Source organism: Labilibaculum sp. K2S (assembly GCF_030372765.1).
Classification (GTDB): Bacteria; Bacteroidota; Bacteroidia; order Bacteroidales; family Marinifilaceae; genus Labilibaculum.
Map to the genome: position 1 here is coordinate 1 of NZ_JAUCMW010000015.1, position 24,246 is coordinate 24,246.

At 35.1% G+C, this 24,246-nt stretch carries 19 protein-coding genes, 1 tRNA gene and 1 rRNA gene; 12 read left to right on the forward strand and 9 right to left on the reverse strand.

Going from position 1 to position 24,246, the window contains the following annotated elements:
* The first annotated feature begins 146 nt into the window (after positions 1 to 146).
* Both rrf and QUH73_RS15165 read left to right on the forward strand, forming a co-directional pair.
* Positions 147 to 256, forward strand: a 5S ribosomal RNA gene (gene rrf / locus QUH73_RS15160).
* Positions 257 to 678: 422 nt separating this feature from the next.
* Positions 679 to 873 carry a transposase gene (locus tag QUH73_RS15165; protein ID WP_289531285.1) on the forward strand — a complete coding sequence of 65 codons (195 nt, stop codon included), beginning with the start codon at positions 679 to 681 and terminating at the stop codon, positions 871 to 873.
* A 102-nt stretch (positions 874 to 975) separates the two neighbouring features.
* On the opposite strand, the gene QUH73_RS15170 is transcribed toward QUH73_RS15165, so the two are convergent.
* Positions 976 to 1,049: transfer RNA gene (locus QUH73_RS15170), tRNA-Ile, on the reverse strand.
* Positions 1,050 to 1,150: 101 nt separating this feature from the next.
* Between QUH73_RS15170 and QUH73_RS15175 the strand changes: the two genes are divergently transcribed.
* Positions 1,151 to 1,774, forward strand: a complete 624-nt coding sequence (locus QUH73_RS15175) for an HAD family hydrolase (RefSeq protein WP_289531286.1) — start codon at positions 1,151 to 1,153, stop codon at positions 1,772 to 1,774.
* Between the two features lie 12 nt (positions 1,775 to 1,786).
* On the opposite strand, the gene QUH73_RS15180 is transcribed toward QUH73_RS15175, so the two are convergent.
* Positions 1,787 to 2,467 (reverse strand): hypothetical protein, encoded by a 681-nt coding sequence (locus tag QUH73_RS15180; RefSeq protein ID WP_289531287.1) that lies wholly within the window; start codon positions 2,465 to 2,467, stop codon positions 1,787 to 1,789.
* Between the two features lie 175 nt (positions 2,468 to 2,642).
* On the reverse strand, positions 2,643 to 4,595 hold the full coding sequence (ispG, locus tag QUH73_RS15185) for a (E)-4-hydroxy-3-methylbut-2-enyl-diphosphate synthase (protein WP_289531288.1): 1,953 nt from the start codon (positions 4,593 to 4,595) through the stop codon (positions 2,643 to 2,645).
* Positions 4,596 to 4,752: 157 nt separating this feature from the next.
* Between ispG and gldA the strand changes: the two genes are divergently transcribed.
* The 4 genes from gldA (at position 4,753) to QUH73_RS15205 (ending at position 8,861) form a co-directional block, all read left to right on the forward strand.
* A complete protein-coding gene (gene gldA, locus QUH73_RS15190) occupies positions 4,753 to 5,652 on the forward strand; it encodes a gliding motility-associated ABC transporter ATP-binding subunit GldA (protein WP_289531289.1) in 900 nt (299 codons plus the stop codon).
* Positions 5,653 to 5,696: 44 nt separating this feature from the next.
* A complete protein-coding gene (locus tag QUH73_RS15195) occupies positions 5,697 to 6,074 on the forward strand; it encodes a GxxExxY protein (protein WP_289531291.1) in 378 nt (125 codons plus the stop codon).
* A gap of 758 nt (positions 6,075 to 6,832) precedes the next feature.
* Positions 6,833 to 8,089, forward strand: a complete 1,257-nt coding sequence (gene metK / locus QUH73_RS15200) for a methionine adenosyltransferase (RefSeq protein ID WP_289531292.1) — start codon at positions 6,833 to 6,835, stop codon at positions 8,087 to 8,089.
* A 457-nt stretch (positions 8,090 to 8,546) separates the two neighbouring features.
* Positions 8,547 to 8,861, forward strand: coding sequence for a helix-turn-helix domain-containing protein (locus tag QUH73_RS15205; RefSeq protein WP_289531293.1), 315 nt, complete (start codon positions 8,547 to 8,549; stop codon positions 8,859 to 8,861).
* Between the two features lie 291 nt (positions 8,862 to 9,152).
* On the opposite strand, the gene QUH73_RS15210 is transcribed toward QUH73_RS15205, so the two are convergent.
* Positions 9,153 to 10,163, reverse strand: a complete 1,011-nt coding sequence (locus tag QUH73_RS15210; protein ID WP_289531294.1) for an NAD-dependent epimerase/dehydratase family protein — start codon at positions 10,161 to 10,163, stop codon at positions 9,153 to 9,155.
* 64 nt (positions 10,164 to 10,227) lie between these two features.
* A complete protein-coding gene (locus QUH73_RS15215; protein ID WP_289531295.1) occupies positions 10,228 to 10,638 on the reverse strand; it encodes an OsmC family protein in 411 nt (136 codons plus the stop codon).
* Positions 10,639 to 11,901: 1,263 nt separating this feature from the next.
* Between QUH73_RS15215 and ileS the strand changes: the two genes are divergently transcribed.
* From ileS to QUH73_RS15235, 4 genes are all read left to right on the forward strand, one after another.
* Positions 11,902 to 15,342 (forward strand): isoleucine--tRNA ligase, encoded by a 3,441-nt coding sequence (ileS, locus tag QUH73_RS15220; RefSeq protein ID WP_289531296.1) that lies wholly within the window; start codon positions 11,902 to 11,904, stop codon positions 15,340 to 15,342.
* 35 nt (positions 15,343 to 15,377) lie between these two features.
* Positions 15,378 to 15,752, forward strand: a complete 375-nt coding sequence (locus QUH73_RS15225; RefSeq protein ID WP_289531297.1) for a TraR/DksA family transcriptional regulator — start codon at positions 15,378 to 15,380, stop codon at positions 15,750 to 15,752.
* Between the two features lie 123 nt (positions 15,753 to 15,875).
* Positions 15,876 to 16,484 carry a lipoprotein signal peptidase gene (locus QUH73_RS15230; protein ID WP_289531298.1) on the forward strand — a complete coding sequence of 203 codons (609 nt, stop codon included), beginning with the start codon at positions 15,876 to 15,878 and terminating at the stop codon, positions 16,482 to 16,484.
* Positions 16,485 to 16,938: 454 nt separating this feature from the next.
* Positions 16,939 to 17,682 carry a LytR/AlgR family response regulator transcription factor gene (locus QUH73_RS15235; protein ID WP_289531299.1) on the forward strand — a complete coding sequence of 248 codons (744 nt, stop codon included), beginning with the start codon at positions 16,939 to 16,941 and terminating at the stop codon, positions 17,680 to 17,682.
* A gap of 337 nt (positions 17,683 to 18,019) precedes the next feature.
* Here QUH73_RS15235 and QUH73_RS15240 read toward each other — a convergent pair whose 3' ends face one another.
* From QUH73_RS15240 to QUH73_RS15255, 4 genes are all read right to left on the reverse strand, one after another.
* Positions 18,020 to 18,295, reverse strand: coding sequence for a hypothetical protein (locus QUH73_RS15240; protein WP_289531300.1), 276 nt, complete (start codon positions 18,293 to 18,295; stop codon positions 18,020 to 18,022).
* A 299-nt stretch (positions 18,296 to 18,594) separates the two neighbouring features.
* Positions 18,595 to 19,794 (reverse strand): IS256 family transposase, encoded by a 1,200-nt coding sequence (locus tag QUH73_RS15245; RefSeq protein ID WP_289531301.1) that lies wholly within the window; start codon positions 19,792 to 19,794, stop codon positions 18,595 to 18,597.
* 142 nt (positions 19,795 to 19,936) lie between these two features.
* A complete protein-coding gene (locus tag QUH73_RS15250; RefSeq protein WP_289531302.1) occupies positions 19,937 to 20,323 on the reverse strand; it encodes a hypothetical protein in 387 nt (128 codons plus the stop codon).
* Positions 20,324 to 20,490: 167 nt separating this feature from the next.
* Positions 20,491 to 21,252: a Cbp1 family collagen-binding glycoprotein adhesin gene (locus QUH73_RS15255; RefSeq protein ID WP_289531303.1), complete on the reverse strand. Its 762-nt coding sequence runs from the start codon at positions 21,250 to 21,252 to the stop codon at positions 20,491 to 20,493.
* 445 nt (positions 21,253 to 21,697) lie between these two features.
* On the opposite strand from QUH73_RS15255, the gene QUH73_RS15260 reads away from it, so the two are divergent.
* A complete protein-coding gene (locus QUH73_RS15260) occupies positions 21,698 to 24,244 on the forward strand; it encodes a response regulator (RefSeq protein ID WP_289531304.1) in 2,547 nt (848 codons plus the stop codon).
* Positions 24,245 to 24,246: the final 2 nt, after the last annotated feature.

Below are 24,246 nucleotides of genomic sequence, written 5' to 3' on the forward strand. Positions count from 1 at the left end.
GTCGACGCCAACTTTTAAAAGAGTCTTGTTCCACAATGGAATGAGACTCTTTTTTGTTATAATATTTTTTTGTGCCGGAGTGGTCCGGTACAATATAGAAGCGTATATTTTTTTATTGATGCAAGTCAAAAAAGGATCAAAATAATTAAGGTGTTTATTGCAGCAAGGTTCCACCTCTAACCATTCCGAACAGAGAAGTTAAGCTTGTTAGCGCCGATGGTACTGCCGGTGGTGGGAGAGTAGGTCGATGCCAACTTTTAAAAGAGTCTTATTCCATTGTGGAACAAGACTCTTTTTTTTGAAGTCGTGTCTGTGCGAAATAACTTAGTTTAAGAAAGTATTTATTCGGATTAAGATATTATAATATTTATTGGAAGTTGAAACAAAGACATCTATTTATTTGATGCTTTACTCTGTGGATTGTGTTTCTATTTTTGATTGGAAAAACAGTTAAGTTCTTATACTTTGTGCACATCAATAAAATGCAATAGAACATTGATGGGATACCATAGATAAAGACTATAAAACCAAAAGAGAAGCAAGAAATGCACTATTGAGAACTTTTTAAAGCAATTTTCAGCATTTCTTTAATAGTCTCAGATTGATATTTTCACAAGTTAAGGACAAAGGTGTTGCCTATGCTAAACTTGCCAGATGGTGTAATCAGGTTGAAGAAACATGATTGAAATATTTTCGGGTAGTTCCAACATCATACAAACCCATTACATTGGAATCCTAAACCATTTCGATAATCGGAGCACAAATGCTTCAGCTGAATCTTTTAATGCCAAAATTAAAGCTTTTAGGTCATCACTGAGAGGGGGAGAGATATATCTTCCTGTTTTTGGGTGGCTAAAATATATGCCTAAATAAAGATACTCTATCTAGAATCTGAATTGATCCCTGAATTGATCCCAGATTGTTGTAGATAAAAAAAGCAGCTACAACATTGTTGTAACTGCTTAATATTGGGGGTGGGCCCACATGGGCTTGAACCATGGACCCCCTGATTATGAGTCAGGTGCTCTAACCAGCTGAGCTATAGGCCCGATGAAAACAAGACGATAAAAGTATTTTATTTACCTTTGTTTTGCGAGTGCAATGTTACATATTTGTATTGAATTATTCAATATTTGAAACCACTTTTTTTATGCAAAAATACAATTCAATCCCAAATATAGTTTTCGATTTTGGTGGTGTGCTTCTTAATATTAATACTGATCAGGCAGTTAAGAGTTTTAAAGAAATTGGACTGACTGATATTGGTTTGGTAAAAAAAGAATATCAAACCAATGGTTTGTTTGATCGTTTGGAAAAAGGCATTATAAATGCAGATCAGTTTAGACTTGAAATCCGTGAGCACATTCTCGGGGAGGTTACCGATGAACAAATTGATAGGGCGTGGAATTCCATGCTTCTAGACCTACCTTATGAGCGTTTAGAGGTACTTGAAAAGCTTAAAAAGAATCATAGGATATTTCTCTTGAGCAATACAAATATCATTCATTGGGAAGCTTATATGGAAATGATTAAAAATGTTCATGGTGTCTGTCTTTCCGATTTCTTCGAAAAAGATTATTATTCCCATAACATGGGATTGAGAAAACCGGATCCTAAGATTTATACAACTCTTCTTAAAAAAGAAGGATTGATTGCTTCAGATACTTTATTTATTGATGATATGCTTGTTAATATTGAAGCGGCTCAATCGGTAGGTATGAAAGCACACTATTTGAATTTGGAAAAAGGAGAAACGATTCTTGATTTATTTTAAAATAAAGGCAAATTATTTTTTGCGGAAACTTCCCATTGTATTGTCGTAATTGATGTAATACAATCCATTTTGCAGCTCTTCCAATTTTATTTTATTGCCAAAGCCTTTAAACACAATATTTCCATAGTTATCGTATATCTCGTAAAGAGTTTCATAGGTGAATAGTAATTCATCTTTTACTTTCTCGGGGCCAAATGTAATTGCTGGTAATGTAGATTGATATTTAATATCTGAGGAATAATTAGGAGTTCCTGTATAATCGACCTGATAAATTCTGAAAATATTTTCTCCCGAATGCGGGCGGACATTCAGTTGATATTTATTTAATTGAGGGGTTCCAATACCTTCCACTTCACCAATTGTGATCCATTTGTTCCAACGATATTGTTGCACGATAAATGGCAATGAGCCTCGTTCATCTTTAGTAGCCCAATTCAGGACTCCTTTTTTGTCGATTACAGCACTTTGCAGGTTGAATGAACTTACAGGTTTAATGGCTTCTGGATTAATGATTTTAGGCAAACATCCATTTTTGTAATGGAGTGTAATATTTATTTTTTCGCCTATTGAAAAATTAAATTTAGATAAATCAACTTCAAAAGCACTACTGTTAATTTCATCAGCTGAGTTCATACCATTCACAGTTACCTCGTACACACAAAACCCTACACCTGAATCTGAAAATGGATTCATTACATAGACATTCTTGCCTAGAAAAATTCCACTTAGTTCGAGTTTATCTCCGTAAGTAAAATTAAAAAGGAAGAGAAAAATGAGTAGTATGACTTTGTTCTTCACTATGTAAAATAATATTGATCTAACTGCAAGATACTAAAACAAAGACTGATAAAAAAAAGTTTAAAATGTATTATTTATGAATCCAATCTCCATGTGCTTTAATGATCTCTGTAAGTTCATGAATGGCATTTTCACTCGGTATATTTTTCTTAATTAATTCCCGGTTTTTGTACAATGATACTTTTCCCGGTCCGGCTCCTACATAACCATAATCAACATCGCCCATTTCGCCGGGACCATTTACAATACATCCCATTACAGCTATTTTCAGATGGGTTAAGTGTGAAAATTGTTTTTTTACTTCCGCAACAACATCCTGAAGTTGGAAAAGTGTTCTTCCGCAACCAGGACAGGAGACAAATTCCGTTTTGCTTGTTCTTACCCTCGATGCCTGTAAAATTCCAAATGCTGTAGAATTTAGGTCTTCATGGGATATATTTCCCTTGTTATCAAGCCAGATCCCATTCCCAAATCCATCAAAATACAAACTCCCCAAATCAGCAGAAGCTTTTAAATGAATATCTTCCAGTTTTGATTCTTCGAATGATCTCTTAAAAATTAGGGGTGCTTTACATTTCGATTGGACCAAACGAAAGGCAAATGCTCTCTGTTCTGCAAATGCATTTTGATGCATTGATGAGCAGACCAAAACTACTTTTGGATTATCAATAAGCTTTTGAACGAATTCATCCGATAAGTCTGTATATGTGCATTCAACAAAAAAGATACTGCTGTGAAAATGGGCTAAATTAGCGTTTGTAAATTGATTTGCCTGAAACAGAGGATAAGTGTTTTCAGCATAATTATTGGCCATTTCCCAACATTCCTGATCTACAATTATTCCTAATTCTTTTGGGTAATCGGCAAAAATGGCATCGAAACCATTTACAAACAAATAATCGCTGGCTAACTTGCCTTTCTCCCATTCAAATGTATCTTCGTTTAAGATGTATCCGGCTTTTTCAGGTAGATCAGTAGTTATATATTTTTCATGACTTGCATCCGTAACCACCACAGGAACTTTTTGACTTCCAATATTCTCAATCAGAGATGTGGATCTTTTATAAAAATCAAAGAGATTGATGTTTGTATTTTTAACCGGAACAATTGGTGTATGACCAACTTTTTTGGCAACGTAATCGACTAGTATTTTTCCTACCGGAGATTCTATTTCCGGATCTTCGGTAAGTGATATCCGAATGGTATCGCCAATTCCATCATTTAAAAGAGCTCCTGTTCCAACGGCTGATTTTATTCGGCCATCTTCACCTTCACCAGCTTCGGTTACACCTAAATGCAGGGGATAATGCATTTTCTCATTCTCCATTTCACAAATCAGCAAACGAACGGTTTTCACCATCATTACCGTATTGCTCGATTTAATCGATATGGCAATATCATGAAAATTCTGATCCTCACAAATCCTGAGAAATTCTAAAGTAGCTTCTACCATACCTCGTGGCGTGTCGCCATATCTGCTCATGATTCTATCAGACAAAGATCCATGGTTGGTTCCAATTCTAATAGCGGTATTGTTTTCCTTGCAAATGCGAAGTAAGGGAATGAATTTATCTTTTATTTTTTCAAGGTCTTCCTGATATTTAGTTTCTCCATAGTCAGTAGTCGTAAAATCGGCTCGTTTATCAACAAAATTCCCCGGATTGATACGTACTTTATCAACATATTTTGCAGCAATTAATGCAGCAGCAGGATTAAAATGAATATCAGCAACCAAAGGAGTATTGTATCCTCTTTTTACCAATTCTTCTTTGATGAATTTCAGGTTTTCCGCCTCTTTTGTTCCTTGGGCAGTTAATCGAACGTATTCTGCTCCCGATTCTATCATTCTGATGGATTGTTCAATACTCGCTTCAATATTATTGGTATCTGTGTTGGTCATCGATTGAATTCGAATTGGGTTTGTGCCACCCAGCGCGGTGTTTCCAATTTTTGATTCTGATGATATACGACGGGAGTAGTTAAACAGATCTTTGCAAAAAAGTTGATGTTTCAAGAAACTCATTTTTTAGGTTTTAGTATTGAAACACAAAGGTAAGTGATAAATTTTATAAATTTGGTGAACCTTTGGCACGAAGCTTTGCAAGAAATGCAATAATTTACTCTGAGAAACTTTGTGTTGCACTTGGCGACTCCTTTGTGGTAAAAATGAAACAGATTATATGTCAGTAAAAGTTCAGGAAGTAAGCAAATTATACGGTAAACAAAAAGCTTTGGACAATTTGAGCTTTGAAATTAATCAAGGCGAAATTGTTGGATTCTTAGGGCCCAATGGTGCCGGAAAATCCACAATGATGAAAATTATTACTGGTTATATTCCTCAAACTTCGGGATTGGTGGAGGTAAACGGACTGGACATTAGTACGGATTCGCTTGAAATTAGAAGGCAAATTGGTTATTTGCCCGAACACAATCCATTGTATTTGGAGATGTATGTGAAAGAATATCTCGGTCATGTGGCATCTATTTATAAATTGGGTAAAAGTAAGGCAAAGAGAATTGCCGAAATGATTGATTTAACTGGCTTAGGCGCCGAACAGAATAAAAAAATTGCTTCTCTTTCGAAAGGATATCGCCAAAGAGTAGGAATTGCTCAGGCCTTAATTCATGATCCGAAAGTGCTGATATTGGATGAGCCGACTACCGGATTGGATCCAAATCAGTTGCTGGAAATTCGAAAATTAATTATTGATATAGGCAGGGAAAAAACGGTGATGCTTTCGACGCATATCATGCAGGAAGTAGAAGCTTGTTGCCAGCGGGTTCTAATTGTAAATAAAGGAAAGTTAGTGGCCGATCGGAATATAGATTTTCTTTCTTCCACAAAATCATCTCAGATGGTCGAAGTTGAATTCGCGTCTGAAGTTTCCATTGATTTGTTGCAGCAAATCAATGGAGTTGATCAATTGGAAGCAATTGGCAATAATCGTTTTTCGCTGGTTTCCCAAACAGATATCCGTAAAGATGTATTTCAATTTGCCGTATCTAAAAGTCTGGTGATTTTAGAGATGACTACTCAGGTGAAAAATTTAGAAGATATTTTCCATGAACTCACTTTGTGATTTTATTTGTTTTGATGTAGCTTTAAGTTTACAGAAAAAAAAATATGAAAGAAAATGAGATTACCGAAAAGATAATTAAGGCTGCAATGAAAGTACATACCCTTCTTGGGCTTGGATTATTAGAATCAGCATATCATGAATGCCTGTTTTACGAATTACAAAAAGCAGGTTTAAAAGTAGAGAAAGAAAAAGCTCTTCCTATAAGTTATGATGGAGTAAAACTGGATTGTGGTTATCGACTTGATTTATTTGTGGAGGATCAGGTTATTGTTGAGTTAAAATCAATTGACTCATTTAAGGATATTCATTTAGCACAAACACTAACCTATTTAAAACTTGCCAATAGAAGACTTGGGCTGATGATTAATTTCAACGTTGAAAAGTTAAAGTACGGAATAAAAAGAGTTGTTAATGGTTATTAATGCTCTTCAGTGGTTTTTCTGTAAAAAAATCTACCACAGAGAAAAAAAAAGAATCAGTTTAATTCTCAGACTTCTTCTTCTTCTATTTTTTCAAAGTATTGTTCTACCTCTGTGTCCCTCAGTGCTCTATGCGGTAAAATGTTGGTTTGTACTTAGCTTCACTTTCTTTAAAAAAGCCGACCATAGAGAACACGGAGTACCACAGAAAAAAAGAATCAGTTTAATTCTCAGACTTCTTCTTCTATTTTTTCAAAGTATTGTTCTACCTCTTTGTCCCTCAGTGCTCTCTGTGGTAAAAGCTTGGTTTGTAATTAGCCACCATTCTGTAAAAAAAGCCGACAACAGAGAATACGGAGTACCACAGAGAAAAAAACGAATCGGTTTAATTCTTATGTCTCTGTGGTAAAAATAGAAATCCTCACTATAATTAAGACTTACAGCTCTTTATTGGCTTGGAAGTCCCTGTTTTTCAGTTGAAGCTTTTGTTAAAATGTTGTAAAAGTGGGGCTTTAGTTTTGTTTCTTTCCGAAATAATACTTTCCTTTGCCCCGAAATAAGTGGAAAGATTTGGCTGCTTGCAACCACAGAAAAAAATGCTAAATGGTAAACTATATGCTTTTCTGCATGTAGACAACCAACCATTGCTTTCCTGTATCGTGTACATCATTATTTAGTTAATGATCTTAAACAACATTACCTGTCGGTTTCATTGATGCAATTGATGATACCGGCATTACAACTAATTATTATTAAATATTATGGGATATTTATTCACATCAGAATCAGTTTCTGAAGGACATCCGGATAAGGTTTCTGATCAAATTTCAGATGCTTTATTAGATAAGTTTTTGGCTTTCGATCCAAACTCAAAAGTTGCTTTGGAAACCTTGGTTACTACCGGACAGGTGGTTCTTGCCGGTGAAGTAAAAACCAAAACCTATATCGATGCTCAGGAAGTAGCACGTGAGGTAATTAACCGCATTGGTTATACCAAAAGTGAATACCAGTTCGACGGCACCTCATGTGGTGTATTGTCTGCAATTCACGAACAATCAGCCGATATTAATCGTGGCGTAGATCGTGAAGATCCAATGACACAGGGAGCAGGCGACCAGGGAATGATGTTTGGTTATGCTTGTAAGGAAACAGATGACTATATGCCTTTGGCTCTTGAGCTGTCGCATCGTTTGTTAATAGAGTTGGCCGCCATTCGTCGCCAGGGAAGAGAAATGACCTACCTTCGTCCCGATTCAAAATCGCAGGTTACCATTCAGTACGCCGACGATGATACCATCGAAAGAGTACACACTATTGTGGTTTCTACTCAGCACGATGATTTTGGCCCGAATGATGAATTGATGCTGGCAAAAATTAAGAAAGACGTTCGCAATATTTTGATTCCACGTGTAATTAAGCAATTGCCTGAGCGTATTCAGGCGATGTTCGATGAAAACTTTATTTTGCACGTAAATCCAACAGGAAAATTCGTAATTGGCGGACCTCACGGCGATACCGGTTTAACGGGCCGTAAGATAATTGTTGATACCTATGGCGGAAAAGGTGCTCACGGTGGTGGCGCATTCTCAGGAAAAGATCCTTCGAAAGTTGACCGTTCGGCGGCCTATGCTGCCCGTCACATTGCCAAGAATTTAGTAGCTGCAGGAGTCGCTGATGAATTGTTGGTTCAGCTTTCATACGCAATTGGTGTTGCCGAGCCTGTAGGAATTTATGTAAATACCTACGGGAAATCGAACGTAAGCCTTACCGATGGCCAAATTGCCGGTAAAGTTACCGAGCTTTTCGACTTACGTCCGGCAGCTATCGAGCAGCGATTGAAATTGCGTAATCCTATTTACGAAGAATCTGCAGCCTATGGTCATATGGGAAGAACTCCCAAAACGATTACCAAGAAGTTCAATTCTCCCTATTTCGATGGAGTAGAGCTTGAGGTAGAATTATTCACCTGGGAAAAATTAGATTACATCGAGAAAGTAAAAGAAGCTTTCAATTTGTAAACAACAATAAATACAATATATGCAAAGCCATTCCATTTATTTGGAATGGCTTTATTATTGCCAATTATTTAAAGGTTAAAATTTATTTGGGGGTTCCCCTGCGGGGCGGGCTTTCCGTTCCAACTCCTCACTCGTTCCTCCCTGCGGGGTTTCCACTGCAATCCCTAACCCAATAAAAAACCAATTATTATTAGAGTTATGCAAGTAAAATGAATAAAAATGCAAAATAGATCCCTATAAAAGCAAAAGGATGTGCCATAAAAGCAATACTTTGTAATAATAAAGAAAGTACTATAACTATCATTGCAAATATAAATTAGGAAAAAGCAGAAATAATTCTAAAAAAAAAGAATAAATATTAATTTGTAGTATTAAAATAATAAGAAGTATTAACTTTGTGTTTATCTATAATATAAATTGAAATCAATTTAAGCATTACATTAAGAGATCAATAGATATGAAAGCAAAAGTTAAAAGTCCAATTGCAATTAACGAACTGATACTATCCGAAATGAATCGGCAAGGCTTAAGTGCGGCCGATTTTGCACAAAAATTACAAATTAGCATGAATTCTATGTATCATATTCTAAAACGACCAAGCATGCAAATCGATCGTCTTTGGGAGGTTTGTGAAGCACTGCAATTGAATTTCTTTAAAGTTCTGGCTGATGAAATAAAAATTACTAATCCTGTCGATCCTCAAATGGATCAATTGCAACGAGAAAATAAAATGCTTCGAGAAGTAATTCAACTATTGGGAAGTAGTAAATAAGTCAATTTAGTGTCAACTTATTTCAGGACAGTGTCGATAAAATATTTTTGAAGCCCGATCTTATGATCTGGCTTTTTTTGTGCTCATTGTCTTTGATGGTGAAAAACAAAACTGAATTGTATTTTATGATTCCTACTGACCGTCTTAGGTGCTTTTGAAGTTAAATCTTTTTAGGATAGTGCTTCAACCTATCCTCAATACTTTTCTCAACCGAAATAAACTTGAGGAACACAAAGTCTGCAGTTTATTACTTCGTGTTTCTTCGCGAAAAAGCCTTTGTGTACTTAGTGGTTAAACCTTTTTAGGATAATGCTTCAACGTATCCTCAATACTCTTCTCAATAGGAATAAACTCAAAATTCAAAGCCTCTTTTATTTTCCGGTTCGAGTAGTATTTTATATTGTGAGATGCCCGGGCAGTTTCTTTTGTAAGTACGGCTGGTTTAAATAGAAATATTGTTTTCAAATAAGCTAATCGCCAGGCAAGTTCGGTCAATTTTCTACCAGCATATTTTTGTGGACCGGCAATTCCCAAATAATTCGCAATGGTTTTGAGAATAAATTCATAGCTGCAATTATCGCTGTTTAGAACAAAGCGTTCATTTACAATATTGCTTTTCATCAATTCAATCATCGAACGACTTACGTCACGAACATCAACATAGCCGGTAGTTCCTTGGGTGTAGTATTTTAAGCCTTTGGCAACGGTTTTAAACAGAAGAGAACTTCCTTTGTCCCATTGTCCGGGCCCCAAAATAATAGAAGGATTCACAATAACCGCATTTAATCCTTCTTCTATTCCTCTCCATACCTCCAATTCCGATTTAAATTTACTGTTTGAGTAGCCCGATCTTTTTTCTTCCGGACTCCATGGAGTTTTTTCAGTAACGGTGTTTTCTCCTTCCTCAGGTGAACCCAAGGCAGCAACGGAACTTACCATGCAAAATTTTCTAATATTTGCATCCAGGCAGGCATTTACCAAATTTCGGGTTCCTTCCACATTAATATCCAGCATGTTTTTACCATCTTCCTTCTTAAAAGAGACTAAGGCGGCACAATGGTACACATCCTCAATTCCATTAAGAGCATCCTCTAACGAAAAGGGATCCATCATATCTCCATCTATCCATTCAATGGATTTAAAAAGTTCGTTGGCATTGTCAGAGTAGTAAGTAAAAGTAGTGAGTACGAACTCTACATTGCTGTTTTTCCTTTTCAGAGCACGAACTTTGTTGCCTTTCGAAAGTAAATCAAATAGTAAATGCGAGCCAACAAGACCAGTTCCACCGGTAACTAAAATCATAGAATAGTATTAAGTAAGTATCCCCATAAAATAGAGATTTAAATTAGAGAATGAGAAATGAAAGCTACTTTGGCCAGTTTAATTTAATGGTTTGTGTCATTTGAGTATGAACACTTAAAGGTACCGGGCTTGTTCCTGCTACATTTTTAATAATTTGTTTCTCTTCTGCAGTATAATTTTTATTAGGAAAGTTGAATTCAACAATTACTTCATCAACTCTTCTCGGATCACTCGCCATAATTTTGGTGATATCCAATTCTGTTCCTACAATATCAATATTATTATCGCGGGCCACAATGCCCATTATAGTCATAATGCAGGAGCCCAGTGAGGCAGCCAGTAAATCGGTAGGCGAAAATGCTTCCCCTTTTCCTTGATTATCAGTTGGAGCATCTGTAAAAATTTTATTGCCCGATTGCAAATGGATGCACTCAGTCCGTAAATCACCCAGATACTTTGATTTGATAGTTGTCATGCTGTTTTATATTTAGTGAAATGTAGTGAGCAAATTTTGTTTTGTGAATTTACGGATTATAAAATAGATAGTAAAATCTTTATAAGAGTTAGATAATAAAATTTAAGCTAGTTGGAATATAGGAATAGAAGTTAAATACCTTGTTTATCTTATGTTTTTTTAATTACATCAGATAGGGTTTCGAGTTCTGCATGTAAGATGTTTATGGTATTCGTTGAGTGTATGATAATTTTTTATGAAAATAATCAGTGTGCTTGTCACCCTAATTTATGATTTTCCTGTTATTATACATAGTATATAAGTTTGAATTATAAGTTATTGCTCGAGGTTAAAGTTGATTTTAGTACAAACACCCCAGCGATTATTTCAAACAGTGGCATGTGGCTGATGTGTATGCAAATCATGGATTGATCTCATTATGGGCTTCAATTCAATCGGTATATATACCTGCAACAGCTCTTTGTACAGTTGATGCCAATTGAGTTGCAGAGAACAACGATTCCTGAAGAACTTATCGAAAGCCAAGCTGGCGGTTTGAAAGGAGAAAAAATAACAGATGGAAAAAATTTACAATAACAAATGAAAAATATATTTATTTATTATTTAGCGTTCATGATTGGACCAGGTATTTTAATGTATTATTTATTGTCTACTGAAAACAACCTTGGGTTTGTAATCGCTATATTAACCTATGCTTTAATATATAGACCCATCATTGATGGATTACGTTTACTATCTAAGCAGGTAATTACTAAGAGACAATCATGGAAATTATTTATCCCTTTTGGGCATATTAAATGGATGAAAGAGTTATATCTACCTTAATGGAATTAGTATAGCTATTTTTGATTTAATTCTTAGATAAGAAAAAAATCTATAGAATAAAGTTCTGCTTAAATGAAGTAAAACATGATATATGGATCTCTTGAACAGTAATGTTTAGGAGATCTTTTTTTTTGTTTCCGCTTTCAGATTCAAACCGAAATCAGAGCTAATAATTTCGAATTATAAGCAATCCGCAAAGACTCTAAAAAAATCAACTTTTATTGCTGATTAAATAGAGCTTAGTCCCTTGATTCTACAATCACTATGACCATCAATTCTTGTAATTTTTCTATATTTGTAAACTTTTTATAACAGATAAGATAATTTTAGTCGGAATAATGTCGGTAGACATTTGTCAATCAGTATCTAATTTGCACGGATAATGATGAATACGAATGTGGGTCGGTATTAGCGAATACAAGATAAATTTTACAATAAATGAGCACTAAATTCCCAGAGTACAAGAATCTTGATCTATCACAGGTCAACAAGGATATTCTAAAAGATTGGAACGAGAATAATACATTCGAGAAGAGTTTGGAGACACGGGAAGGCAATCCTTCTTTTGTATTTTATGAAGGACCACCTTCGGCAAATGGTATGCCTGGTATTCATCACGTTATGGCTCGTGCTCTTAAAGATATTGTGTGCAGATACAAAACTCTTAAGGGATTTCAGGTGAACCGTAAAGCAGGATGGGATACTCATGGTTTGCCTGTAGAACTTGGTGTTGAGAAAGAATTGGGAATTACCAAAGAAGATATTGGGACTAAAATCTCGGTTGATGATTACAATCTGGCTTGTCGAACCAATGTAATGAAATATACCCGTGAGTGGGAAGATTTGACATCAAAAATGGGGTATTGGGTAAATATGGAAGAGCCGTACATTACCTACGATAACCGTTACATTGAAACACTTTGGTGGTTGTTAAAACAACTATTCGAGAAAGATTTATTGTACAAAGGATATACAATTCAACCGTTTTCTCCTGCTGCAGGTACGGGTTTATCAACTCATGAGTTAAATCAGCCTGGTTGTTACAAGGATGTGAAAGATACAACAGCAGTTGGTATGTTTAAAGTGGCCCGCGATGAGAAAAGCGAATTCCTTTACGAAGGAATAGATTGCGATGCCTATTTTATTGCATGGACAACTACTCCATGGACTCTTCCTTCGAATACAGCATTGGCTGTTGGATCAAAAATTGAATACGTTCGTGTTCGAACTTTTAATCCTTACACAGGAATCCCTTGTGTGGTGATTTTGGCTAAAAGCCTGTTTTACAATTTCTTCGATAAAAAATACGAAGGACTTGAGTTGGGAGAATACGAAGCAGGCGATAAGCGTTTAACCTACAAAACGCTTTCGGAACATGTTGGAGCCGATTTGGAAGGTCTTCGTTACGAGCAGTTAATGCCTTTGGTGAAACCTGAAGGTGATGCTTTCCGCGTTATTATTGGCGATTTTGTCACCACCGAAGATGGTACAGGTATCGTTCATATTGCTCCGACTTTTGGTGCGGACGATGACAGGGTTGCTAAAGTGGCTGGTATCTCACCATTAATTCTTCGCGATAAAGAAGGTAAAATGCAGCCAATGGTTGATCGTACCGGTAAATTCTTTAAAATTGAAGATCTAAGTGAGGAATTTGTAAAAGAATTTGTGAATTTAGAGGCTTACAGTGAGTATGCCGGTCGTTTTGTGAAAAATGCTTACGATCCAACTTTAACAGATGATGATGCAACTTTAGATATCGATATTGCTGTTGCCCTGAAGAAAGAAAGTCTGGCTTTTAAAGTTGAGAAACATGTTCACAACTATCCACATTGTTGGAGAACAGATAAGCCAATTCTTTATTATCCATTGGATTCCTGGTTTATCGAAACTACAAAAGTCCGCGATCGTATGATCGAATTAAATAAAACCATTAACTGGAAACCTAAATCAACGGGTGAAGGTCGTTTCGGAAAATGGTTGGAGAATCTGCAGGATTGGAATCTTTCCCGTTCCCGTTATTGGGGAACACCACTTCCAATTTGGGTGAGTGAAGATCGTTCTGAGATAAAATGTATTGGTTCTGTTGCCGAATTGAAAGCTGAAATTGAAAAGTCGATGACTGCGGGTTTCATGACTGAAAATATTTTAGCTGATTACATTGAAGGCGATAACAGCAAAGAGAATTACGAGAAATTCGACCTGCACCGTCCATATGTTGATGGTTTAATTTTGGTGAGTGAAACAGGGCAGAAATTGTTTCGTGAGCTCGATTTGATTGATGTTTGGTTCGATTCAGGAGCTATGCCGTATGCACAGCAGCATTATCCTTTCGAAAACAAAGAGAATTTTGATAAATTGTTCCCAGCTCAGTTTATTGCTGAAGGTGTGGATCAAACCCGTGGATGGTTCTTTACTTTGCATGCCATTGCAACCATGTGTTTCGATGGAGTTGCTTTCGAAAATATCATCTCCAACGGTTTGGTGCTGGATGCAAAAGGCAATAAGATGTCCAAACGTCTTGGAAATGCAGTTGATCCATTTTCAACCATTGAGAAATATGGTTCGGATCCATTGCGTTGGTACATGATTACCAATGCTCAGCCTTGGGATAATTTGAAATTTGATTTAGGAGGTGTTGAAGAAGTTCGTCGTAAATTCTTTGGAACACTTTACAATACTTATAGTTTCTTCCAATTGTATGCGAATGTTGATGGATTTACTTATTCTGAAGCTGATGTAGCAATGGAACAACGCCCTGAAATTGATCGTTGGATTCTGTCTTTGTTGAATTCCTTAATTAAAGAAGTTGAAGAGTGCTATGAAGCCTACGAGCCAACTCGTGCCGGTCGTGCAATTCAGGATTTTGTAAATGAAAACCTATCAAACTGGTACGTTCGTTTGTGTCGCAAGAGATATTGGGGTGGAGACTATTCTATCGATAAAATTTCTGCTTACCAAACTCTTTACAGATGTTTAGAGACTGTTTCTGTTTTGGCATCGCCAATTGCTCCTTTCTATATGGATCAATTGTTTAAAGATCTGAATTCAGTTACCGGTCGTTTTACTGAAGAATCGGTTCATTTGGTGAATTTTCCTAAATACGATCCAGAAGTAATTGATTCTGAATTGGAAGAGAGAATGGATATGGCTCAGAAAATTTCATCAATGTCACTTGGATTACGTCGTAAAGTGAAAATACGTGTTCGTCAGCCATTGAGTAAAATTATTATTCCAATTCTTGATGATTCTATGGTTCCTCAGTTAGAGGCAATTAAAAATATCGTTCTTTCAGAAATTAATGTGAAGGAAATGGAATTTATTACCGATACAACAGGTGTTTTAGTAAAAAACATCAAGCCTAACTTTAAGACTTTAGGGCCAAAGTATGGTAAGATAATGAAACAAATTGCTGCTGAAATTGGAAAAATGAATCAGGAAGATATTGTTGCTTTCGAAAAAGAGGGTAGCTATACAATTGTTGTAAACAATGAAAATATCAGTCTGACTCCTGAAGATGTGGAAATTGTTTCTGAAGATATTCCGGGCTGGTTAGTTGCCAACGAAGGGAAACTTACTGTTGCAATGGACGTAAACATAACTGATGAATTACGTAAAGAAGGAATTGCTCGGGAGTTTATCAATAGAATTCAGAATTTAAGAAAGGACAGTGATTTTGAAGTAACAGATAAAATCAAGCTTCAAATTATGATGCATGATTCTATTAATGATGCTGTTCTTACTCATAAAGAATATATTGGGACTCAAACCTTAGCTGTGAGTATTGAATTAGTAGAGAAATTAGCGGAGAATGAAGCTAAAGCAGTAGAGATTGAGCAGGGTGTAGAGAGCTTTATTAAGATTGAAAAAGTTAGTGAATAATCGATTTTTTGTTATCTTTAAAAAAAATAGAAACAATGACAGAAAAGAAGCGATATACAGACGAAGAGTTGCAGGAATTCAAAGATTTGATTAATGCTAAACTTGAGAAAGCAAAAAAAGATTACGTGACTTTAAAAGCTGTAATCTCGAATAGTTCTGGAAATGATACTGAAGATACTTCGCCTACTTTTAAGGTATTGGAAGAAGGTGCTTCTGTATTGTCGAAAGAGGAAGCAGGACGTTTAGCTGAACGTCAGGCGAAGTTTATTTCTCATCTGGAAATAGCTTTAATCCGCATTGAAAATAAAACCTATGGTATTTGTCGCGAGACAGGTAATTTAATTGCTAAAGAAAGGCTTCGCGCTGTTCCTCATGCAACATTAAGTATCGAGGCTAAAAACAAGCAGTAAGATCTTTAATTGAATATATTAATGATTGGAAGAATATTCTTCCAATCATTTTTGTTTACAAGTCAAGGTTTTTATTTATTTGGAATCTGAAATAGATTAGCAGTTAACGATTAAATAGTCAATATGTCTTTATTTAAAAAATCGATAGCATTTATTGTATTACTTCTGATTTTGGATCAGGTAGTAAAAGTTTGGATCAAAACCCATATGATGCTGGGAGAAGAGTATTCCGTATTCGGAGATTGGTTCTTGATTCATTTTATTGAAAACAATGGAATGGCCTTCGGAATGGAATTAGAAGGTCAGTGGGGGAAAATTCTTTTAAGTTTGTTTCGAATATTTGCTGTTTGCGGTATTGGTTGGTATCTGTACGATATTTCGACTAAGAAAGCACCTTTGGGATTAGTGATTTCAATAGCTTTGATTTTTTCCGGAGCAATGGGTAACATTATTGACAGTGCATTTTATGGATTAATTTTTAATGACAGCTACTATCAGGTTTCAACTTTTATGCCCGAAGCGGGAGGCTATGCATCCTTTTTACATGGCAAAGTAGTTGATATGCTTTATTTCCCTCTCTTGGAAGGAAGATTTCCTGAATGGTTACCCGTGTGGGGCGGAGAACATTATGTTTTCTTTCGTCCGGTATTTAATATTGCCGATTCATATATAACAATTGGTGTTACATTTATTCTTTTATTTCAGCGAAAGTATTTCATGAAAGAAAAATAAAAACAATTCATATCGATATAGTAATAATAAAAGCCCGTTTAGGGCTTTTTGTATTATTGATAAGTTAGTACTCCCTGACAAATCCTGATTTAGTTAAAATGTCTGGTAATATATAATGTGAAGTTTTCCTATGAATTTTCCATTGTTCAAATATAAAACATAAGTTATTATTTGCAAGTGATTTCAGATTGTCTTATATTTATTATTAAACTCATGTTTGTGATTATATTTCTTTACTGAATTGTGATTAAAGATTTTGTGTATTAATTATGGACTACTACTAACGACTTACAATTGTATAATTATGAAAAAACCATTCATTTCTATTAAATGGGAGATACTCTCTCAATGACAGTTTTTTTCTCAATTTTTATCTGAATGACGTAAGAATACTTCTGTATACAAAAGAAGTACTCGCTATTGTGCAATTGTTGTATTTAATTGACTAAAGAGCATGAAAAGTAAGATCCGAATTTTAATAGTTGAGGATGAATATGCCATTGATGAAGGAATTCTGTGTTGCTTAAACGATATGGATTATGAGATAGTTAAAACGGTATATCATTCTAAATCAGCTCTCGAATATTTAGTATATGCTGAAATCGATATTGTTTTGATTGATGTAAATTTGAATGATGATCTTAACGGATGTCAATTGGCAGAAATTATTAAATGTGAATTCAGAATTCCATTTATATTTCTAATTTCAACAGACAGGCAAATTTGTATTGAAATGCTAAAGGAGACGAATCCAAGTGTAATCGTATTGCAAAATCCAACATTAAGTCAAATACATTTCTCACTAACACTGGCAGTTAATACCAATGAGAAGTTGAATTACTCTTTGGGCGAAAATAAAGAAGAAAATCCAACCTTAGATCAGCTAAATAATTGTCTGTTTTTAAAAAAGAACAATCATTTTGACAAGGTCAGTTTTGAGGAGATATTTTGGCTAAGGGCTGAGAATAACTATACGGTAATTCATACAACAAAGGGAGACTATCTATACTCAACTGTTCTTAAGAAGTTCACAGAAAAATTGCCAGGCAATCAGTTTATTAGGGTGCATCGGTCATATATAATTAATCTCACTAAAATTGATGGTTTTGAAGGGAAAATGATCATAGTTGATGGTCAGCACATTCCAGTTGCAAAAACTTATTGCAATAATGTGTTTGATTTATTGCATACCGTATAATTATCAGTTCCCAAACAGCAAAACTGATCAAACAGAATAGCAGAAATAAGAACTGCATACAAGTGAATGTTCTTGTTGAAACGAATCGAAGAAGTAGGCCGTAACATTATCGAAACAGCTGGCACAATTATATTGAAAGATCCAGGTGTATTCTTAATTATTTTTTGTTGAATTATTGGTACAGGCTATTAGAAGTATCAAAAGGAGAAGATGCTGATAACGCATATAAATCAGAGTTATAATAGGAAAAGGAGTTCCGGGAATAGAAAAAGAGGCAGTTTCGTAGTTATGAGACAGTCTCTTCTTTAGATTAAGTGATTTGCGTAAGTATTTTTAATTAACATCTACTAATTTCGGAAATCCGGGGAATGCCATTTATAGGTTGATAAATTTCAATCATTGCAGCCGTGGTAGGAGCATTTGGAGAGACATCTTTAGCATTGCAAATGAATCTGAAGTTGGTTCCGCTAACAATTTGACAAGCTACAGCGAAAGGACTATATTCAACTCCTACTAAATCCTCAGTGGCTTTTTGAAATATATCTTTAGCTTCTTTTGAAATCTTTGTGCTATACGGAGTATAAGCACCTGTTGTTACTTCTGATTTTTCCATTTTCGTTGTTATTAATTATTGTATTGCAGGATATAATTCCTGAAAACAAATATTAAGTTAACAGACTTGTAAAAAAAATTAAATGAGTGGATGGTATGAATGTTTTAGTGAAAAGCTAGTATTTGCGAGTAAAGAAAAATAATAGTGATTATAATCGAACTTATAAAAGATATCTGAGAAAGTAATTCCGTATTTTGTAAATGAAATTTGGTTTTGTTTTTTGAGAAGTTGAATGGTATTATAAGTAAAAAAGGACACTGTCCCGCAAAGTGTGTAAGTGATATTTCCAGGGTTAGACTTTAGTTAAGTCTGACCCTTTCTTCAAATATAGCTAAAAACTGATTGAGTATCACTCCCCAGTTTTGAATTGGCATCGTCCATTTTCTGGTCGCTTCCCTTGTGGCCAGATAGGCCGATTTCATTACTGCATCATCAGAAGGAAAGGACAATTTATTCTTTGTATACTTTCTGATTTTACCATTCAGATTCTCGATTAAATTGGTGGTATAAATGATTTTTCTGATCTCCAGAGGAAATTCAAAAAAAGCAGTCAATTCTTCCCAATTCTCCCGCCAGCTCCTTACAGCATAGGAATATTTTGAATTCCATTTGTTGGCAAAATCCTCTAAGGCAGCCTCTGCTGCATTTTTAGTAGGAGCACCATAAATGAGTTTTAGATCTATTGTAAACTCCTTCTTATCTTTCCATACAACGTATCTGCAGGTGTTTCGGATCTGATGAACCACACAGATTTGAGTTGTTGCCAGCGGGAATACGTTTCGAATGGTATCTGTGAATCCGTTTAAATTATCTGTTGCGGTAATTAGTATGTCCTCAAGTCCACGAGCTTTCATATCTGTTAAAACACTCAACCAATAAGCCGAGGATTCATTTTTACCCAGCCATAGTCCCAAGACTTCCTTAAGTCCATCTCTTCGGAGTCCTACGGCAATGTAGATGGTTTTGTTGATGATCTTAGAATTCTCCCTCACCTTAAAGACAATACCATCCATCCAAACGATTAGATAAACCGGTTCTAATGGGCGGTTTTGCCAGGCCACAATGTCTCCAATTACTTTATCGGTAATACGGGATATCGTACTGGCAGAAACATCAAAGTTGTAGAGTTCCCGAATTTGCCGTTCAATGTCGCTGTTGCTCATTCCTTTGGCATAAAACGATACAATGATATTTTCCAGACCTTCAACCATACTGCCACGCTTGGGTACAATCATTGGGTTAAAACTAGCATCCCTATCGCGGGGTACAACGATTTCAGACTCTCCCAAACTTGTTCGCACTTTCTTGGTACCATAGCCATTTCTAGAATTATGCGCTATTGCCTTTTCGTGCTTCTCATAGCCTAAATGATCATCAAGTTCCCCTTCCAGCATTTTCTCAATGCCTCGCTTTTGAACCTGCATCAGAAAGTCATTTAGCTGTTTTCCTGTTTTGAATTGCTTTAAAATTTCATCGGTCAATAAATCTTTTGGTTCCATAATAAGTGTGCTTTTAATATGAGACTAACGTAAAGTTATTTCCAATTTTTTTCTTGAGCTAGAAAAGGGCTCCGAAAAAATCAGAATAACTTTACTTACACACTTCATGGGATACGGCTTAAAAAAGCCCGTTAGGGCTTTTTTATGATTTAGCCTGATTGGCTTTCCTTTTTCGTTGTGCTTTAAAGTATAATATCTGACTGCGCAAACTCCATATTCCACCAGCTATAATAATAAGAAATATCCATTGTTTTCTGCCCCATCCGGCATCTCCAAAAATACCTTTCGACAGCATCACTACAGACATGATTATCAATAGGCTTGTCACAAGCGCAGCAACATGTCCTACTGCTGCATTCTCTTTCTGAATGCCTGTGGTGCAAAAGTACAGTATAAGGCCAAAGAAAGTAGGAATCAAGGCTGTCAGTTGCCAATCTCCTACATCAAAATATCTTGCTGTAATTCCAATTAATCCGACAAGTATTAGGATTATAGAATAAACTTTATTGATTTGATATGCTTCTTTCATGAATCTTATTTTTATTTAAATCAAATTAAAACACTAAAATACAAAAACTCATGAACAATCAAAACAGTTTAATCATTTGAATATGGATTACAAAATAGAAAGCATAAGAAAGGCTGCCACTCCTGACAGCCTTTCTTGGACAACCTTAAAACTCAACCATGTATTGATTATCGTACCGCGATTACCAAATACTTTGAAGATTTCCAGAATTCAACCGGATCTAGAATTGTAATGCCTTCAACTGTTTCAACTCCCTCAACCTTATAAGAGCTACTTGGATGATTTGTTACAAAACTAATCTTCTTCCCGATGACAGGAATAGTAGTAACTTTGGTGATATCAATTTTTTCAAATTCACTTGTATTAAAATCTTTATTAAGAACTGCTGTTTTCCCAATTCCGATAAATCCACCGTCTTTGGTAATAACATTTTTCTCTTGTAATTCTTTGCTGGTTCCAAATATATAGTAAGCTGTATTTAGTTCGGTTGTTGCGTTTTCAATTACTTTTGTTTTGTTTTCGTTTTCAGTATTTAAAGCCAACACAGTTCCATTTAACTCTGTCACTTGTCCATTTAAGTTATCCACTTCAATGTTCAGTTTAGCTACTTTGTCATTCAGAACAATAATTTCACCTTCTTTAGCTTCCAATTCTGTTTTTAAACGATCAGTTAATTTACGTAGCTTAGAGTTTTGATACCAGCTATTATTTAATTTTTTGTCTAATTCTTCAATTTTCAATTTATTCTGTTCTAATAAATTATTGATTGAAGTTAAATCACTTGCAATTTTTTGTTTTTGAGATTGATTCGGATTCTCAGAGTTAACTGCAATAATATTTTCTTTTTGCTTTATAATTTCAAGATTCTCTTCAATTGCATTTAATGATCCAATAAATTCATTTATTGAAGAATCTTTTTCTTGAGCCATTACAGTTAGTTGCTGGTTTTGCTCTCTTAATTGTTTTAACTCTTTTTGATTACACGAGATAAACAAAGGAACAATTAGCAATGCTATAAGAATACGTTTCATAAATTAGTTTTTAGAGATTAGGTTTCATTTCTTGTTTTTACTGAATATGTGAATATCATGCCAAGATTGTACACCAAATAATATTATTCATATATTCATTGCAACTAACATGTTATCAGTGTTTAATACGCCGTTTCATTTTCGTGAATGATTGCTTTTTTAGAGTTGAGGAATTGGAGTTGGGGAATATTTCCCCAATTTATGGGTATAAAATACCCAAAAGGTTAAGGGTTGTTTAAAGGAATGTGTACCAGTATTTTGAGCACGGACTAAAAATATTCTTATTAACTTTACCTTAAAGAATTTAAACCTTGCGGTGATATAAGAAAACAAATAAATTCAAATGGTATCAGAAAATAGAAGTAATATAAAGGTAAAAGTAGTTGCAGGGTATATATTTGTATTCCTGGCTATTTTTGCTTCTGTTTTGATTGCTTATCAGTCTTATAATAAACTTTTGGATTCGGTGGATTTCTTATCGAAACCAGATGCCGAGATTGCCAGGATGAATCGAATTCTCACCAATTTATCGGAGGCTGAAAATAAGATCAGAATTTATTCTTTAACAAAGAAAGAGCGTTACTTGGCTAAATATGCTGATAATATTATTGAGATACAAAGTGATTTGGATTCGCTAAGATATTATAGTGATGATAGCAGTAAATCGTTTCTTTTAATTGATTCAATGAATTATTTACTAGAGGAACGTGCGGATAAATTAGAGAGGTTTGTTGAACTAAAAAGGTCAAAAGAAAAGGAAAATCTTTCGCAAAAAGCCATGCAACAGCTTAGTGAGGTTTCTGATGCCACTAAAACCAAAATCAAGACAACTACCACTACCACTACCTTTTTGGATACAGTTGTAAGTCCTACCGAGGTAAAAGAGAAGAAGAAAGGATTTGTTGCAAGACTTTTTAGTGGAAAAAAGAGTGAGACTAAAATAGATTCCATTGAAACTGTAATTCAACGAACTCAAATTCAGATTGATACAAGTTATTTGCCACAAGCCGATAGTTTGCTGAGAAGTTTGGAGACTATGTTACTTACTGCTCAGGCCAAAGAGCGATTGAACAGAGAGATTGTTTCGAATGAGGAATTGCGGTTAGTTGAGGAGAATTCTTTAATGTGGGACAAGATTAAAATTTTATTGCATCAGTTGGAAAAGGAAAGATTGGAGCAATTAACTCATGAATCGGATAGTGCAAAAGAGATTGCCAGTAATTCGATATTTATTATTTCTGTGATCATCATTGTTGGATTTGTGCTGGGTATCTTGTTTATAATTTTCATTCTTACGGATATCACCAAAAGTAATTTTTATAGAAAAGAATTAATTGTTGCTAAAGGGAAAGCAGAAAAGTTGGCAAAAGTGAAAGAAGATTTTTTAGCCATAATGAGTCATGAAATAAGAACTCCTCTTAATGCCATTTTAGGTTTTACAAATCAGCTCGATAAAACAAAATTGGAAGATCAGCAGCAGGGATTCCTACGGGTTCTTAAAAACTCTTCGAAACATTTACTTGGTTTGGTCAATGAAATTCTCGATTTGTCGAAAATAGAAGCTGGAAAACTGCATATTGAAAATATACCGTTTCATCCTTATTCACTTGTTTTTGACGTATATGATGTTCTGAAAATTAATGCTGAAAACAGAGATATTGATTTTACCTGGGAATACGATGGTGATTCTCAGATTAATTTAGATAGTGATCCGTTTCGAATTAAACAGATTCTATTGAATTTGGGTAGTAATGCCATAAAATTTACTCCTAAGGGGGCTGTTAGAATCAAATCATCGGTTATTCAAATCGATAAGTACTTTATGTTCGAAGTAAAAGTAATTGATACAGGAATTGGAATTGATGAGAATAAATTGGAGACAGTTTTCGAAGATTTTAGTCAGGCTGATTCGTTTTCGGCAAGAAAGTATGGGGGAACCGGACTCGGTTTGGCAATTAGCAGAAGATTATCACGATTGTTGGGGGGAGATTTGTTCGTGGAAAGTAAGTTGGGAGAAGGCTCTTGTTTTACTTTACGAATATCACTATTGGAATCGAAAGAGGAGCCTGCTGAGTTTAAGGGAATACAAGAGCTTAAAATTCCTGATTATTTAAAGCAAAGGTCTTTTTTGGTTGCAGATGATGATCCGTACAGTTTATTACTGCTAAAAACCATTTTTTCCAGCTGGGAATTACAAGCCGATTTTGTGGAAGATGGATCCAAAGCCTTTGATTTGATCAGGCAAAAAGATTACGATTTGATTCTGACAGATATTCATATGCCGGAAATGGGTGGAATTGAGCTGTGCAAAAATATTAGAAAGTTGGAACAGACTCAAAAATCTAAAATTCCAATTATTGCTTTAACGGCAAATGTGAGAGAGTCTGATTTAAAAAAGTATATCCATTCTGGGATGACTGATTGTCTTGTGAAACCGTTTGATGAAGTAAATTTGATAAATATGCTTTGTAATTTATTTGAAGATGCAGAAGAGGAGAAGAATATTGAAAGGATTCGTTCTGATGAAATAAATTCGGATGATCTGTTTGACTTAACTCAAATTAAGCAGTTTACCTCCGATGATCAGGGATTAGTTAATCAGATATTGGAGCAGTTTATTGTCTCTGCACAAGAAAATGTCGATTTATTGAATAGAGCTTTGATTGATAAAAATTATCCGGCAATTGGTGAAATTGCTCATAAGATGCTTTCTTCGTTTAACCAGCTTAGGGTTGTAATTGTGGTTCCTATCTTAACGCGATTGGAAACCATTCTTCATAAAAAAGAAAATACTGAACTAAACCACGAAGAGATAAGAGAGTTGGTTGCAACTGTTACTGCCAACACTAATTTAGTAATATCATCTATTCAGGATGAAATGATTGCCTAAGT

Coding starts and splice junctions, on each gene's coding strand:
- QUH73_RS15255 (WP_289531303.1), bottom strand. CDS start 21,252: ATGGCTCAAGAAAAAGATTCTTCAATAAATGAATTTATTGGATCATTA.
- QUH73_RS15225 (WP_289531297.1), top strand. CDS start 15,378: ATGACAGAAAAGAAGCGATATACAGACGAAGAGTTGCAGGAATTCAAA.
- ileS (WP_289531296.1), top strand. CDS start 11,902: ATGAGCACTAAATTCCCAGAGTACAAGAATCTTGATCTATCACAGGTC.
- QUH73_RS15180 (WP_289531287.1), bottom strand. CDS start 2,467: ATGAATCCATTTTCAGATTCAGGTGTAGGGTTTTGTGTGTACGAGGTA.
- QUH73_RS15235 (WP_289531299.1), top strand. CDS start 16,939: ATGAAAAGTAAGATCCGAATTTTAATAGTTGAGGATGAATATGCCATT.
- QUH73_RS15260 (WP_289531304.1), top strand. CDS start 21,698: ATGGTATCAGAAAATAGAAGTAATATAAAGGTAAAAGTAGTTGCAGGG.
- metK (WP_289531292.1), top strand. CDS start 6,833: ATGGGATATTTATTCACATCAGAATCAGTTTCTGAAGGACATCCGGAT.
- QUH73_RS15215 (WP_289531295.1), bottom strand. CDS start 10,638: ATGACAACTATCAAATCAAAGTATCTGGGTGATTTACGGACTGAGTGC.
- QUH73_RS15210 (WP_289531294.1), bottom strand. CDS start 10,163: ATGATTTTAGTTACCGGTGGAACTGGTCTTGTTGGCTCGCATTTACTA.
- QUH73_RS15165 (WP_289531285.1), top strand. CDS start 679: ATGATTGAAATATTTTCGGGTAGTTCCAACATCATACAAACCCATTAC.
- QUH73_RS15250 (WP_289531302.1), bottom strand. CDS start 20,323: ATGAAAGAAGCATATCAAATCAATAAAGTTTATTCTATAATCCTAATA.
- QUH73_RS15240 (WP_289531300.1), bottom strand. CDS start 18,295: ATGGAAAAATCAGAAGTAACAACAGGTGCTTATACTCCGTATAGCACA.
- QUH73_RS15205 (WP_289531293.1), top strand. CDS start 8,547: ATGAAAGCAAAAGTTAAAAGTCCAATTGCAATTAACGAACTGATACTA.
- QUH73_RS15175 (WP_289531286.1), top strand. CDS start 1,151: ATGCAAAAATACAATTCAATCCCAAATATAGTTTTCGATTTTGGTGGT.
- QUH73_RS15245 (WP_289531301.1), bottom strand. CDS start 19,794: ATGGAACCAAAAGATTTATTGACCGATGAAATTTTAAAGCAATTCAAA.
- gldA (WP_289531289.1), top strand. CDS start 4,753: ATGTCAGTAAAAGTTCAGGAAGTAAGCAAATTATACGGTAAACAAAAA.
- ispG (WP_289531288.1), bottom strand. CDS start 4,595: ATGAGTTTCTTGAAACATCAACTTTTTTGCAAAGATCTGTTTAACTAC.
- QUH73_RS15230 (WP_289531298.1), top strand. CDS start 15,876: ATGTCTTTATTTAAAAAATCGATAGCATTTATTGTATTACTTCTGATT.
- QUH73_RS15195 (WP_289531291.1), top strand. CDS start 5,697: ATGAAAGAAAATGAGATTACCGAAAAGATAATTAAGGCTGCAATGAAA.